Genomic DNA, 14,068 nt, shown 5'->3' with positions numbered 1-14,068 from the left:
CGGTGACGGCGCAGGCCAGCGACGGCCTGCAAGCCAGCTCGCAGACCTTCACCATCGCCGTCACCGACGTTGCGCCGTCGGCCCCGGTCGACAGCGACGTCACCACTAACCACGTCGTCGAAGGCGCCGCCGCCGGAAGCACCGTCGGCATCACCGCGTCCGCAACCGATATCAATGGCCCGGCGGTGACCTATTCGCTGGTCGGCGACACCTCGGGCGGCGGCTTCACCATCAACGCCACCACGGGCGTCGTCACCGTCGCCGATCCCACCAAGATCGACTACGAGACCAGCGGCGCGACCCACAGCTACACCATCACCGCGCAGGCCAGCGACGGTACGCTCGCGACCTCGCAGACCTTCACTATCGCCGTCGACGACGCCGCGCCGTCGACACCGATCGACAGCGACGCCACCGCCAACCACATCGTCGAAGGTGCCGCCGCCGGCAGCACCGTCGGTGTCACCGCGACCACGACCGACGTCAACGGCCCCCCCGTGACCTATTCGCTGACCGGCGACACCTCGGGCGGCGGCTTCACCATCAACGCGACAACCGGCGTCATCACCGTCGCCGACCCCACCAAGCTCGACTACGAGAGCAGCGGCCCGACCCATTCCTACACGGTGACCGCGCAGGCCAGCGACGGCACGCTCGCGAGTTCGCAGACCTTCACCATCGCCGTCGACGACGCCGCGCCGTCGACCCCGGTCGACAGCGACGTCGCCCAGAATTCGATCGCCGAAGGCGCCGCCAACGGATCGACGGTCGGCATCACCGCGTCGGCGATCGACGTCAACGGCCCGGCCGTGACCTATTCGCTGACCGGCGACACCTCCGGCGGCGGCTTCACCATCAACGCGACCACCGGCGTTATCACCGTCACAGACTCCACCAAGATCGACTACGAGACCAGCGGCCCCACCCACGCCTACACGGTGACAGCATCCGCCAGCGACGGCACGCTGACAAGCTCGCAGACCTTTACCATCGACGTCACCGACGTCGCGCCGTCGACCCCGGTCGACAGCGACGGCACCGCGAACCGTGTCGCGGTCGGCGCTCCGGCCGGCAGCTATGTCCACCTGACGGCGTCCTCGGTCGACGTGAACGGACCGCCGGTGACCTATTCGCTGGTCGGCGACACCTCCGGCGGCGCCTTCACCATCAACGCCACGACCGGCGCCGTCACCGTCGCTGATCCCAGCAAGATCCTCGCCGCCGATCCGTCCTACGACATCACGGTCGATTCCAGCGACGGCACGCTGCATAGCCAGCAGACCTTCACCATCGGCGTCGTCGTCGACCAGGCGCCGATCGTCATCGCCAGCCACGCGCTGAACTACACCGAGAACCAGGCCGCGACCGCGTTCGACCCGGCGATCACCGTGACCGACGCCGACGACGCCAATCTGGCGTCCGCCACAGTGCAGATCACCGGCGGCTACATCAATGGCGAGGACATCCTCGGCTTCACCAACCAGAACGGCATCACCGGATCGTTCAACGCCGCGACCGGAACACTGACGCTGTCCGGCTCCTCCAGCGTCGCCAACTACCAGGCCGCACTAGCCTCGGTGACCTATTTCGACAACAGCGACAACCCGTCGGGCGCGCCGCGCACCGTCACGATCACCGCCAATGACGGCACGCTCGACAGCACGCCGGTCACCGACACCATCAACGTCACGCCGGTGAACGACCCGCCGGTGGTCACCGCCGGGCACACGCTGAACTACACCGAGAACCAGGCCGCGACCGCGTTCGACCCGGCGATCACCGTGACCGACGTCGACAACACCACGCTGGCCGGCGCGACGGTGCAGATCACCGGCAACTACGTCAACGGCGAGGACGTGCTCGGCTTCGTCAACCAGAACGGCATCAGTGGATCGTTCAACGCCGCGACCGCCACGCTGACGCTGACCGGCTCCTCCAGCGTCGCCAACTACCAGGCCGCGCTGGCCTCGGTGACCTATTTCAACACCAGCGATAACCCGTCGGGCCTCGCGCGTACCGTCACCATCATCGCCAATGACGGCGCGGCGAACTCCACCGCAGTCACCGACACCATCAACGTCACGCCGGTCAACGATCCGCCGGTCACGTCAGCCGGCGGCACGCTGAGCTACATCGAGAACCAGGCGGCGACCGTGATCGATGCGTCGGTCAACGTGACCGACGTCGACAGCGCCAACATGGTCGGCGCGACGATTGCGATCACTGGCGGCTTCGCCGCGGGCCAGGACGTGCTGGGCTTCGTCAACCAGAACGGCATCACCGGCTCGTACAATGCCGCGATCGGCGTGCTGACGCTGACCGGCTCCTCGAGCGTCGCCAACTACAAGGCCGCACTCGATTCCATCACCTATTTCAACTCGAGCGACAACCCGTCCGGAGCGGATCGCACCGTCAGCTTCACGGTCAATGACGGCTCGCTGAACAGCAACACCTCGACCTCGACGATCCACGTTACGCCGGTCAACGACGCGCCGGTGATTGCCTTCGGCGCCATCACCGGCTTCACCGAGCCGCCGAACGGCACGCCGGCGGCGAACTCGACGCCGGTCACGATCACGCCCAACCTGACGATCACCGACGCCGAAGGCAACAACCTGACCGACGCGACCTTCGTGCTGAACAATCTGAAGCCATTGGACGCGCTCTCGATCGCCGGGCATGCCGGCAGCAGCGGCGATATCGGCGGAATCCACTTCGACATCACCAGCACGGCCGGCACCGAGACGATCAGCTTCACCGGCACCGACACGCTCGCGCACTACAATGCGGCGCTCGACCTGATCCAGTTCAACAACACCAGCGAAAATCCCGACACCACCGCGCGGTCCTATACTTTGACCGTGCACGATGACGGCGGCACCGCCAATGGCGGCAACGACACCGGGACGGGATCGACGACCGGAACCGTCACCGCGGTAGACGATGCGCCGACCGCGACGGTGCCGGCGGACTCTTCGATCGGAACCGCGTTCTCGCACACCAATCTCGCGATATCAGGCCTGTCGGTCGCGGACGCGATTCTGACCCCAGCACCGTCACCGCGACGATCTCGACGGTCCACGCGAATGTGAGCTTCGACACCTCGGGGCTCACGAGCTTCACCAACAACAATAGCCACACCGTGACCCTCACGGGCACGGCCGCGCAGGTCAACACCGCGCTGGCAACGCTGACATACAACAGTGACGACGGCTTCACCGGTACCGACACCGTCACGCTGAACGTCAGCGACAACGGCCACACCGGCACCGGCGGGCCGCTCTCGTCGGGCAATCAGACCTTCCACGTCGGCGTCGTCCCGCAGGTGTTCTACATCGACAACTCGGCCGCGGGCAGCCACAACCTCGGCACCCAGGCCGACCCGTACACCTCGATCGCGGCCTTCAACGCGGCGAACCCGGCGGGCTCAGGCGACTACGTCGTGCTGGAGCACGGCACCGGCACCTACAGCGAGGCCAGCGGCATCAATCTCGCCAACGGCGTCAACCTGATCGGCGGCAGCCACAACCTGCAGTTCACCAATCCGGTGACCGGCCAGGTGGTCACCGCCAACACCGGTTCCGGTACCGACCCGGTCATCCATGTCACCGGCGCCGACAACGGCATCGATCTGCTCGGCACGTCAGGCCACACCATCACAGGTGTCAGCATCGATACCTCGGCTTCGACCGGCATCGGCATCAGCGACGACGGCAACAATGTCGGCACCGTCACGATGCAGGACATCGTGATCAAGACGTCCAGCGGCACCGGCATGAGCTTCACCCATGGCGGCACCATCACGCTGACCGGCAGCAACAACACCATCACGTCGACGACCGGCACCGCGCTCGATGTCGAGAACACTCAGATCGGCTCGTCCAACCTCATCCTCAAGAGCATCACGTCGAGCGGCGGCTCCAACAACGGCATCATCCTCTCCAACACCGGTACCGCCGCCGGCAACGGCGGCCTGCATGTCACCGGCGACGGCTCGACGGCGGGCAGCGGCGGCACGATCGCCAACAAGACCGGCGCCGACGGCAGCACCACGCAGGGCAGCGGCATCTACCTGAACAACACCAAGGATGTTCAGATCTCCTATCTGGCGATGCACGACTTCCAGAACTACGGCATCGTCGGCACCAACGTCACCGGCTTTACGCTCGGCAACACCACGGTGACCGGCACCAACGGCACCAGCGTCGGCGGCATCGGCGAGGGCGACGTCTACTTCACCGGCCTGTCCGGCACCGCCTCGGTCACGAACTCGACCCTCACCGGTGCGGCCTATGATGCCTTGCACGTCTTCAACGACAGCGGCCAGACGCTGAACCGTATCACCGTCTCCGGCTCGACCTTCGCGACCAATTCGGCGGCCGGCAACGCGTCCAACGACGCGATCGGATTCCAGGCGACCGGCGGCACCTTCAACGCCACGATCCAGAACTCGACCGTCACATCCGCGCGCGGCGACATGTTCCAGCTCAATCTGCTGGGCACGGTGTCGTCGGACCTGGTCATGACCGGCGACAACTTCAGCAACACCAACCAGAACATCGTCAGCGGCGGCGGCGGCATCACGATCGGCGGCGGTGGCCCGACCAACGACATCACGCTGACCTACGACATCGCGAACAACACCATCAAGGGCGCGCTCGGCGCGGCGCTCGGGATCAGCAAGGGCACCGGCTCCGCCGGCTCGTTCACCGGCACGATCACCGGCAACACGATCGGCACGCAAGGTTCGGGCGGCAGCGGTTCGACGCAGGGTTACGGCATCGCCGTGTTCGAGGATGGCGCGGGCACCTCGAGCACGACCATCACCAACAACCATATCTCCGGCGTCGTCGGCGGCATCTATACGCTGGTCCATAACGGCGCCGCCGGGGCGATGACCGCGGTGATCCAGGGCAACACGGTCGATACGCTCGATTCGACCAACGGATTTGCCGGCATCTATGTGCAGAACGGCTCGGGGACGGGAGCCGGCGGCGACAACAATCTGCTGGACGCCACGATCGGCGGCGCAGGCGCGCTGAGGAATAACGTCGATCTCGGTGGCAATACCGGCTTAGGCCTGGTCGCCGGCATCTTCCTCGAGCAGGAGGGGGTTTCGAAAACCGGCTTGATTGGCACTCCCAACTACGGCGGCGCGCCCTATGATTTCACCGCAGTGGCGAATTACGTGGCGGCCAACAACACCGTTACCGGCACTGGAAACGGGGCGGTCGCGACCCAGGCGATCGGCGATCCCACCCATGCCGCAGGTGGCGGCTATTTCGGCGGCGCCCAGTTCATGGTCGCCACCTCGGGCGGCGTCGCAGCGGCCTCGCCGACCACGGGCGAAACCCATCTCACCCAGACGGAGCTGAATTCCGTCGTCTCGACCGCGATTGCGCAATGGGCTGCCGTCGGTGCGTCGGCAAGCCAGCTCGCGATCATGAAGGCGGTCACGTTCAGTGTCGCCACCCTCGGCGGCAGCGTCGTCAGCGCGGAATCGAATGGCCACATCACGATCGATGCCAGCGCCGCCGGACATGGCTGGTTCGTCGACCCGACACCTTCGGACAATTTCGAGTTCGCCCACGCCGCCACCGCGACCGACCTATTCGCGGACCCGACGAGCGCCGCGGCTGGACATCTCGACCTGTTGACCGCGGTGTCGCACGAGCTCGGCCATGTCATCGGCCTGGCAGACGACACGACGCCGAGCCACGCTGGCGACCTGATGTATATCAATCTGACCGACGGCGAGCGCCGGCTGCCAAGCGCGGTGGATGCCAGCACCGCGTCGCCGCACGTCATGCCCACGCAAGACGGTACCTCTCCGCAGGTCATGGCCAATCGTGACAGCTTCGACTTCGCGTCGTTCGTCCAAGCGCCGTCGCAGACCACCACGAGCCGTGTGGACCCAGGCGCGAGCACCCAGACCATGTCCGATCTGTTCAGCGGGCAGTCCAACGCCGCCGCCCCGTGGTGGATGAGCCACGAGGCCGTGTTCGCCGCGATGGGCGGCACGCCGACCGACAGTCACGCCCAGGCCACATTCCATCACGACCTGGTGGTCTGATCGGGCGCCTTGCCGAAGATAACGACGCCTGCCGAACCGGTGCGGCAGGTCTCGTCTTTTGACTGATGGAGTCCGTGCGCGGCCTCGATGCCGGGACAGCTTCGATCTCCGCATCATGTCCACATGCGACATGTCCGATTCGTGACGACAGCGCCGTCGTCGACGATCGATCTCGTCACGAGCCGCTCACGCAATCAGACAAGAAAATCGCAGAAGCCGAACAATCGTTGAGGTTGCACTTACCGTAAAACACGCTATCGTGCAGAACGTTATCGACGCGGCATCATTGTCTCGAATTTTTCACGAATCTTACGACATACTTGCGGAGGACCGATGGCCGATCCGTTTCTTTCCGAAATACGCATGATGTCGTTTGGCTTTGCGCCCAAGGGCTGGGCGGGCTGCAACGGACAGCTGCTTCCGATCAACCAGAACCAGGCGTTGTTCTCATTGCTTGGCACCACTTTTGGCGGCAACGGGCAGACCACTTTCGCACTGCCGAACCTGCAAGGCAGCGTACCAATGCACACCGGCAACGGCCATGTGCTCGGCGAGAGAGCCGGCGAGCAAGGGCATACGCTCACGATTTCCGAAATGCCGACGCATAGCCATCTCGCGAACGCCACCAACACCAATGGCGCTGTTCTGGTGCCCGCGAACAACGTCCTCGGCGCCTTGAACAACGCCTATGCCGCACCGACGGCGCTGACCCCGCTGGTGGCAGGCAGCATCTCCATGACCGGCGGCAGCCAGGCGCATCTGAATATGCAGCCATTCCTGACGATCAATTTCAGTATCGCCTTGCAGGGCGTCTTCCCTTCGCAGAATTGACGGAGACCTCTCATGCCGCAACCCTTTGTAGGCGAACTCAAGCTCTTCGCCGGCAACTTCGCGCCGGCCGGCTGGCAATTCTGCGATGGCCGGCTGCTGCCGATTTCCGACAATGAGGTGCTGTTCAACCTGATCGGCACCACCTATGGCGGCGACGGTCAGTCGACCTTTGCCCTCCCCGACTTGCGCGGCCGGCTGCCGCTTCACATGGGCAACGGATTCGCGATTGGGGAAACCGGCGGCGCCGAGACAATCACCCTCACAACGCAGCAGATTCCGGCGCATGATCACACCATGCTGGCATGTCAAAACACCGGCACGAGCTCGAACCCGCAGGGCAACGTGCTCGACCAGATGGGTGGTGCACTGCTGCTCTACAAGGAGCAAACGCCGACGACGCCGCTGAGCCCGGTCGTGATCGGACCGGCCGGCGGCAGCCAGCCGCACAGCAACATCCAGCCCTATCTGTGCGTCAACTTCATTATTTCGCTGTTCGGCATCTTCCCGAGCCAGAGCTAGGAGCGCGACAACATGGCTGACCCCTTCGTCGCCGAAATTCGCATTTTTCCGTTCAACTTCGCGCCCTCCGGCTGGGCGTTCTGTAACGGTCAGATCCTGCCGATCTCGCAGAACACGGCGCTGTTCTCGTTGCTTGGCGTGACATATGGCGGCAACGGCACCTCGAACTTCGCGCTTCCCAACATGCAAGGCAACGCGCCAATGGCGCCGGGTCAGGGACCGGGCCTGTCGCTGTACGACCTCGGCCAGAACGGCGGCTCGGACACGGTGACCCTGTTGCAAACCGAAATACCCTCGCACCCCCACAACATGGTGGCGGTCAATCTACAGGCCGACCAGGCAGCCCCCACATCGACCCGGGGCATCGCGCGATCGGTCAACGGTGCGGCCTATGTCACCACCAGTCCAATGCCCGCGCTGGTGCAGATGGCCTCCAACATGATTGGACCGGCAGGCGCCAGCCTGCCGCACAACAATCTGATGCCCTACCTCACGCTCAATTTCTGCATTGCGATGCAGGGCGTTTTCCCGCCACGGAGCTGAGGTTGTCTTGACGCTGCATACCCCCTCACCTGGTGCGCCGACGTTTGGCGCGCCCGCATTCGGTTGGGCGCGCGCGGCTGAATCCGGTTGCCAATTTCGCCGCCTGTCGGAGGCCGATCTGCCGTTCCTGGTCCGCCTCTATGCCTCGACCCGCGCCGAGGAGTTGGCGCCGGTGCCATGGAGCAACGCAGAGAAGGCTGCCTTTCTCGATCAGCAGTTTCGCGCCCAGCACACGCACTATCAGCGGCACTATCCGGACGCCGACTGGCTGGTCATCGCCCAGGGCGATGAGGACGTTGGCCGGTTCTACATCGAGCGCTGGCCGAGCCAGCACCGCATCATCGACATCGCCTTCATGCCGGCGCATCGCGGCAAAGGCTACGGCGAGGCGCTGCTGCGCGACGCGATCGACGAGGCGGCGGCCGCCGACAAGGACGTCTCGATCCACGTCGAGAAGCTCAACCCGGCGATGCGGCTCTACCGCCGGCTCGGCTTCGTCACCGAGGAAGACAAGGGCGTCTACGATCTGATGCGCCGGCGCGCGGCACGTGCTTCTGACGATCAGGTTCAGACAGTCAGGTGAAGATCGCCTGATAGCCATTGGCGTCGGCGAGCGGCCCGATCGGCACAAGGAAAATCTCCATCACGCCGAGCGCGGGATGCCGCACCGGATAGATCGCCTGCGGAAGCCATGCTCCCTTCGGCCCCGCAAACAGCAACGAGAACGCACCACCCGGCCGGCCGCTGTTGCCCGCGGGCTCGACCCTGGCGAGCTTCAGCGCCACGATGCGATCCGCAGCCTGCATCTCGAACTCCGCACCCTGATGCGGCGTGAAGTCATCAATGTGCAGCTTCGCGAGATCGACGGTGGTCATGCGCACGTCCCTGTTGCTGTCGACGTGTAACACACGTCGCGACGATGCGGTCAAGGTTTCTGGCGTGCTCCCTCACGGTCATTCCGGAGCGGCTCCTGTCCTCGTCATTCCGGGGCGACGCGAAGCGTCGAGCCCGGAATCCATTTCACCAAAAGTGATGCGGCGTGATGGATTCCGGGCTCTCGCTTCGCGAGGCCCGGAATGACGGGAGGATAGAGGGCGGGCGGCCCTTGCATCTAAGTTGGGCGCTATCGGCACCGAATTTTCCCTGTGCCCACTGTCCCCGGAGAGGGGCAAGTAAACGCAAGACTCGAACGGATCGTCTCGCGAGAATGCAGATGTATGACTCAAGCGAGTGCCACATATTCGATGTCGTCCCGGGCAAGCGCAGCGCGACCCGGGATCCATAACCAGCAATGACAGTTGCTTGGCCAGCGCCGGGGCCGCAGCTCACTTCAACACCACAACCCTGTGGTTATGGATCCCTGCCTTCGCAGGGACGACGGCGGAATAGGCGGCGCGATCGTTCCGACCGCCGGCAGCAGCCCTGATGACGACCCCGATTTCCTCCGCTAACCTCTCCGCAAAGCGCCGCCGGCAAGGCGGACCATCTTGAGGGAGGAGAGGCGCGTGCACAGAGGCCGTGTCGTATTTGGCGCCATGGACGAGGTCGTGTTCGGGCGGCCCGCCGGTGAAGCCGTCGTCGAGCAACTGGACCGGCTGGGCGCGCAGCGCGCCTTCCTGATGGTCTCGGGCACACTGAACCGCGAGACCGATGAGATCGAAAGAATCCGCGAGGCGCTCGGGTCCCGCTGCGTCGGCATCTTCGACAGGATGCCGGCGCATACGCCGCGCGCCGCGGTCATCGCGGCAACCGAGCAGGCGCGCGATGCCAAGGCCGACCTGATCGTCACCATCGGCGGCGGCTCGATCACGGATGGTGCCAAAGCGGTGCAGCTCTGCCTCGCCAACAATGTCACCACATCCGACGGCATCGACACCATCCGCACCCGTGGCGGCGTCTCGCCCGAGATGAATCCGCCGACAGTTCGGCAGATCAGCGTGCCGACCACGATCGCCGGCGGCGAATTCTCCTCGATCGCAGGCGTCACCAACGAGGCCAAGCGGCAGAAGGAGATGCTGCGCCATCCGCTGGTGATGCCACGCGCCACCATCCTCGATCCGGAACTCTCGGTGCACACGCCGGACTGGCTGTTCCTGTCGACCGGCATCCGCGCCGTCGACCATTGCGTCGAGGGCATCTGCTCGCGCGAGGCGCACCCTTACGGCGACGCGCAGGCGATCAAGGGGCTCGAGATGCTGGCCGCCGGTCTGCCGCGGGTGAAGGCCAACCCGAAGGACATTTCGGCGCGGATGGATTGCCAGATCGGAACCTGGCTCTCGACCGGCCCGCTCGCCTCCGGCGTGCCGATGGGCGCGAGCCATGGCATCGGCTACGTGCTCGGCGCCGAGTTCGATGTGCCGCATGGCTACACGTCGTGCGTGATGCTGCCTGCGGTGATGCGCTGGAACAAGCGCGATAATGCCGACCGGCAGGCGTTGGTCGCGGCCGCGATGGGGCATCCAGGCGCGGACGCCGGCGACGTACTCGATCGCTTCATCCGCGACCTCGGCACTGCCCCGCAGCCTCAAGGAGGTGCAGGTCGGTCCCGAACATTTCGACCGCATCGCGGCGGGTGCGATGCGCACGCCCTGGGTGCCACGCAACCCGCGCAAGATCGACGGTCCATCAGAGGTCTGCGAGATTCTGGCAATGGCGGCCTAGAACAAGAACGAGTCGCAAGTGAGGGGGAAATAGAGCTCAATGTACACCGGCAAGCATGCTTACCTGCGCCCGCTGCAACCGGCCTTCATCATGGCCGGGACCGGCGAGATCGTCACCTATCGCGAGCTCGAGGCGCGCAGCAACCGTCTCGCGCATCTATTCCGCAAGCGAGGCCTCAAGCGGCTCGACCACTATTCGATCTTCATGGAGAACAACAATCGCTACCTCGAGGCCTGCGGCGCCGGCGAGCGCGCAGGACTATATTATACCTGCGTCAATTCCTACCTCACCGCGGGTGAGCTCGCCTACATCCTGACCAACAGCCAGTCGCGGATCCTGATCACCTCGAAGCTGAAGCTCGACATCGCGCGCGAGGCGCTGAAGGAGTGCCCCCAGGTCGAGCTGTGCATCGTGGTCGACGGCGACAGTGAAAGTGATCGCATCGTCGGACTGCAAGAGGCCACTGCCGGCCTGCCGTCGACGCCGATCGCGGACGAATATGCTGGTACCGCGATGCTCTATTCGTCCGGCACGACAGGCCGGCCCAAGGGCATCGTGCGGCCGCTGCCTGAGCAGCCGCCGTCGCAGAACCTGCCGCTGTTCGATTTCCTGACCAAGCTCTGGCACTACCGCGAGGGCATGGTCTACCTGTCGCCGGCGCCGCTCTATCACTCGGCGCCGCAGGCCGCGGTCAACCTCACCATCCGGATGGGCGGCACCGTCGTCATCATGGAGAGCTTCGATCCCGAACGCTATCTCCAGCTGGTCGAGAAGTGGGGCATCACCCACAGCCAGCTGGTGCCGACCATGTTCTCGCGTCTGCTAAAGCTACCCGAGGAGGTTCGCAACCGCTACGATTTGTCGACGCTCGAGATCGCAATCCACGCCGCTGCGCCCTGCCCGGCGCTGGTCAAGGACGAGATGATCAAATGGTGGGGCCCGATCATCCACGAATATTACGGCGCGACCGAAGGCCTCGGCTTCACCGCCTGCAACAGCGAGGAATGGCTGGCGCATCGCGGCACCGTCGGCAGGGTGCTGCTCGGCGACCTGCATATCCTCGACGAGAACATGCAACCCTGCCCAAAGGGCACGCCGGGTACGGTGTGGTTCAAGACGGCGACGCCGTTCGAATATTTCAACGATCCCGCCAAGACCAGCGAGGCGCGCTCGGCCGACGGCAGCATGAGCACGGTCGGCGACGTCGGCTATGTCGATGACGACAACTTCCTCTATCTCACCGATCGCGCCACCTTCATGATCATTTCCGGCGGCGTGAACATCTACCCGCAGGAATGCGAGAACCTCCTGATCACGCATCCCAAGGTCGCCGACGCCGCGGTGTTCGGCGTGCCCAATGCCGATCTCGGCGAGGAAGTGAAGGCGGTGGTGCAGCCGGCCGAGGGTATCGCGCCGGGGCCCGAGCTCGCCGAGGAGCTGATCGCCTTCTGCGCGGGCTCGCTGTCGCGCCAGAAGGTGCCGCGCTCGGTGGATTTCGAGGCCGAGCTGCCGCGGCTGCCGACCGGAAAACTCTACAAGCGCCTGCTGCGCGACCGCTATTGGGGCAACAAGACCTCGCGGATCGTCTGAGCCGAGCGATACGGCTGACGGCGCTGATCCGGCCGGACAAGCGCCGCCGCGCAACGGACTCGCCCGCCGCGCGGATTTCGCGTTATGCTCTGCGATCGCAAGCCAGCTTCGCCGGAGGCCGCCATGCCGTCGCCCGAGCCGCGCGAGCCGGAGCCGGCACAGGCCGGCAGGCTCGAGTTCACCGCCGCCGAGATCGGCGCGCTCGCCCATCTCTATCGCGGCGAGGTCTACCGCAGCACGGTCTGGCGTACCCGCCTCGACAGCTCGACCAACTGGGCTGTTGTCACCACCGGGATCGCGCTGTCGGCGACCTACAGCAATGCGGAGGCATCGCCCCTGCCGATGGTGCTGGTCGGCCTGCTGGTCACGGTCTTCCTGCTGTTCGAGGCGCGGCGCTACCGCTACTTCAATGTCTGGCGCGCCCGCGCCCGATTGCTCGAAACCGATTTCTACGCACCGATGATCCGCGGCGAAGAGCCATCGCCGAATGCCGCCTGGACCGAGCTGCTGGCCAATGATTATCGCCGCCCCAGCTACCACATCAGCTTTGCGCGCGCGGTCGGCCGGCGGCTGCGCCGGACCTATGGCTGGATTTTCGCGATCCAGGCCATCGCTTACTACGGCAAGCTGGCGATCCATCCGCTGCCGTTGATGACGGTGAGCGACATCTGGGACCGCGCCTCGATCGGGCCGATTCCGGGAGCCGTCGTGATCCTGGCCGGCGTCGTCTTCCATTCGAGCTGGGCGCTGTTCGCCCTCATCACGCAGCGCATCGAGGTCGCCGACCGGCGCACACGGCACAATCTGATCGCAATGGGGTGAGATGCCGCGGGCCGCGTTGCCGGTGGCGGGGTTTTCCCCTAACCTCGCTTCAACAAGAAAAATCAGGGAGGACCTGCCGATGGACGTGATCCCACTGCGCGAGGGATTCGGAGCCGAGCTGCGCGGCGTGACGCTGTCAGACGTTGCCGCCAGCGATACCGCCTATGCGGCGGTGCGCGCGGCATTCGAGGAGCACTCGGTGCTGGTGTTCCGTGGCCAGGAGGTCAGCGACGACATCCAGCTCGCCTTCTCGCGCCGCTTCGGTCCGCCCGAGGTGACCAAGGTCGGCTCGATGGGCACCGGCTCGCATTTCGTGATCCTCTCGACCTTCGGACCCGACGGCAACGTGGTTCCGTCCGATCATCGCCAGCAACTGCGCGCTAGGGCCAACCAGCTCTGGCACACCGACTCCTCCTTCAAGCGCGTGCCGGCGCTGACCTCGATCCTGTCTGCGCGCATCATCCCTGAACATGGCGGCGAGACCGAATTCGTCTCGATGCGCCTCGCCTTCGAGCGGCTCGACAAGGATTTGGCGAAGCGGCTGGAAAACTCGTTCGCCTGGCATTCCTACGCGCATTCGCGCAGCAAGGTGGCTGCCGGTCTCGCGACGACGGAGGAAACCGACGCATTGCCGCCGGTATGCTGGCGCATGGTGTGGCGTAATCCGGTCAACGGCCGCGGCGCGCTGTATCTCGCTTCCCACGCCTATGGCGTCGAGGGTATGGATGCCGAGGCCGGCAACGCGCTGATCGAGCAGCTGACCGAAGCCGCGACCGCGCCCGGCGTCAGTTATCTACATCAATGGAAGCAGGGCGACGTCGTGATGTGGGACAACCGCGCCACTATGCATCGCGGCCGCCCCTGGCCGGCGCATGAGGGCCGCCTGATGATCCGCACCACGATCTCGGCGACCGAGGCAGATGGGGTTGCGACCGTCAGCCCGCCCTCATCGCAAGCGGCGGAGTGAGGTGAATGCTCCCCCACCGTCATCCTGAGGTGCGAGCGGAGCGAGTCTCGAAGGATGTACGG

Annotated in this window: 10 protein-coding genes and 1 pseudogene; 10 read left to right on the top strand and 1 reads right to left on the bottom strand. The window is 65.1% G+C overall.

The genetic code is table 11. The annotated features are described in order from the left end of the window. From ALC15_RS39895 to ALC15_RS39870, 6 genes are all read left to right on the top strand, one after another. Window positions 1–3,092 (top strand): beta strand repeat-containing protein (locus tag ALC15_RS39895; RefSeq protein ID WP_162240555.1); only part of this gene is annotated, 3,092 nt, incomplete at its 5' end. Beyond that, the gene (locus tag ALC15_RS39890; RefSeq protein ID WP_050631998.1) at window positions 3,089–6,073 is read left to right on the top strand and encodes a beta strand repeat-containing protein; all 2,985 of its coding nucleotides are present in this window, start codon (window positions 3,089–3,091) and stop codon (window positions 6,071–6,073) included. The genes ALC15_RS39895 and ALC15_RS39890, both read left to right, overlap by 4 nt. Window positions 6,074–6,406: 333 nt before the next feature. After that, window positions 6,407–6,904 (top strand): phage tail protein, encoded by a 498-nt coding sequence (locus ALC15_RS39885; RefSeq protein ID WP_050631997.1) that lies wholly within the window; start codon window positions 6,407–6,409, stop codon window positions 6,902–6,904. A 12-nt stretch (window positions 6,905–6,916) separates the two neighbouring features. Then, complete coding sequence (locus ALC15_RS39880; protein ID WP_050631996.1) at window positions 6,917–7,423, top strand: phage tail protein; 507 nt, start codon at window positions 6,917–6,919, stop codon at window positions 7,421–7,423. Between the two features lie 12 nt (window positions 7,424–7,435). Further along, window positions 7,436–7,966, top strand: coding sequence for a phage tail protein (locus ALC15_RS39875; protein ID WP_050631995.1), 531 nt, complete (start codon window positions 7,436–7,438; stop codon window positions 7,964–7,966). Window positions 7,967–7,973: 7 nt separating this feature from the next. Beyond that, window positions 7,974–8,549, top strand: coding sequence for a GNAT family N-acetyltransferase (locus tag ALC15_RS39870; protein WP_244486481.1), 576 nt, complete (start codon window positions 7,974–7,976; stop codon window positions 8,547–8,549). Here the strand turns inward: ALC15_RS39870 and ALC15_RS39865 are convergent. Then, window positions 8,542–8,841: a DUF6916 family protein gene (locus ALC15_RS39865; protein WP_244486480.1), complete on the bottom strand. Its 300-nt coding sequence runs from the start codon at window positions 8,839–8,841 to the stop codon at window positions 8,542–8,544. The genes ALC15_RS39870 and ALC15_RS39865 overlap by 8 nt on opposite strands. A 630-nt stretch (window positions 8,842–9,471) precedes the next feature. Between ALC15_RS39865 and ALC15_RS39860 the strand changes: the two are divergent. The 4 genes and pseudogenes from ALC15_RS39860 to ALC15_RS39845 all read left to right on the top strand — a co-directional run bounded on the left by ALC15_RS39860 (window position 9,472) and on the right by ALC15_RS39845 (window position 14,006). After that, window positions 9,472–10,627, top strand: a pseudogene (locus ALC15_RS39860) (iron-containing alcohol dehydrogenase). 39 nt (window positions 10,628–10,666) lie between these two features. Then, entirely contained in the window at window positions 10,667–12,217 is a 1,551-nt protein-coding gene (locus ALC15_RS39855; protein WP_050631993.1) for an AMP-binding protein, read from the top strand. Between the two features lie 123 nt (window positions 12,218–12,340). Then, window positions 12,341–13,039, top strand: a complete 699-nt coding sequence (locus ALC15_RS39850) for a DUF2270 domain-containing protein (protein ID WP_244486479.1) — start codon at window positions 12,341–12,343, stop codon at window positions 13,037–13,039. 79 nt (window positions 13,040–13,118) lie between these two features. Next, window positions 13,119–14,006 (top strand): TauD/TfdA dioxygenase family protein, encoded by an 888-nt coding sequence (locus ALC15_RS39845; RefSeq protein WP_050631991.1) that lies wholly within the window; start codon window positions 13,119–13,121, stop codon window positions 14,004–14,006. Window positions 14,007–14,068: the final 62 nt, after the last annotated feature.

This window comes from Bradyrhizobium viridifuturi, assembly GCF_001238275.1.
Classification (GTDB): Bacteria; Pseudomonadota; Alphaproteobacteria; order Rhizobiales; family Xanthobacteraceae; genus Bradyrhizobium; species Bradyrhizobium viridifuturi.
This window is presented reverse-complemented; position numbering and strand designations above follow the sequence as displayed.

What these genes read in the sequence shown, in the direction of transcription:
- ALC15_RS39885 (WP_050631997.1), top strand. Translation starts at nt 6,407, where the DNA reads ATGGCCGATCCGTTTCTTTCCGAAATACGCATGATGTCGTTTGGCTTT.
- ALC15_RS39880 (WP_050631996.1), top strand. Translation starts at nt 6,917, where the DNA reads ATGCCGCAACCCTTTGTAGGCGAACTCAAGCTCTTCGCCGGCAACTTC.
- ALC15_RS39875 (WP_050631995.1), top strand. Translation starts at nt 7,436, where the DNA reads ATGGCTGACCCCTTCGTCGCCGAAATTCGCATTTTTCCGTTCAACTTC.
- ALC15_RS39865 (WP_244486480.1), bottom strand. Translation starts at nt 8,841, where the DNA reads ATGACCACCGTCGATCTCGCGAAGCTGCACATTGATGACTTCACGCCG.
- ALC15_RS39855 (WP_050631993.1), top strand. Translation starts at nt 10,667, where the DNA reads ATGTACACCGGCAAGCATGCTTACCTGCGCCCGCTGCAACCGGCCTTC.
- ALC15_RS39850 (WP_244486479.1), top strand. Translation starts at nt 12,341, where the DNA reads ATGCCGTCGCCCGAGCCGCGCGAGCCGGAGCCGGCACAGGCCGGCAGG.
- ALC15_RS39845 (WP_050631991.1), top strand. Translation starts at nt 13,119, where the DNA reads ATGGACGTGATCCCACTGCGCGAGGGATTCGGAGCCGAGCTGCGCGGC.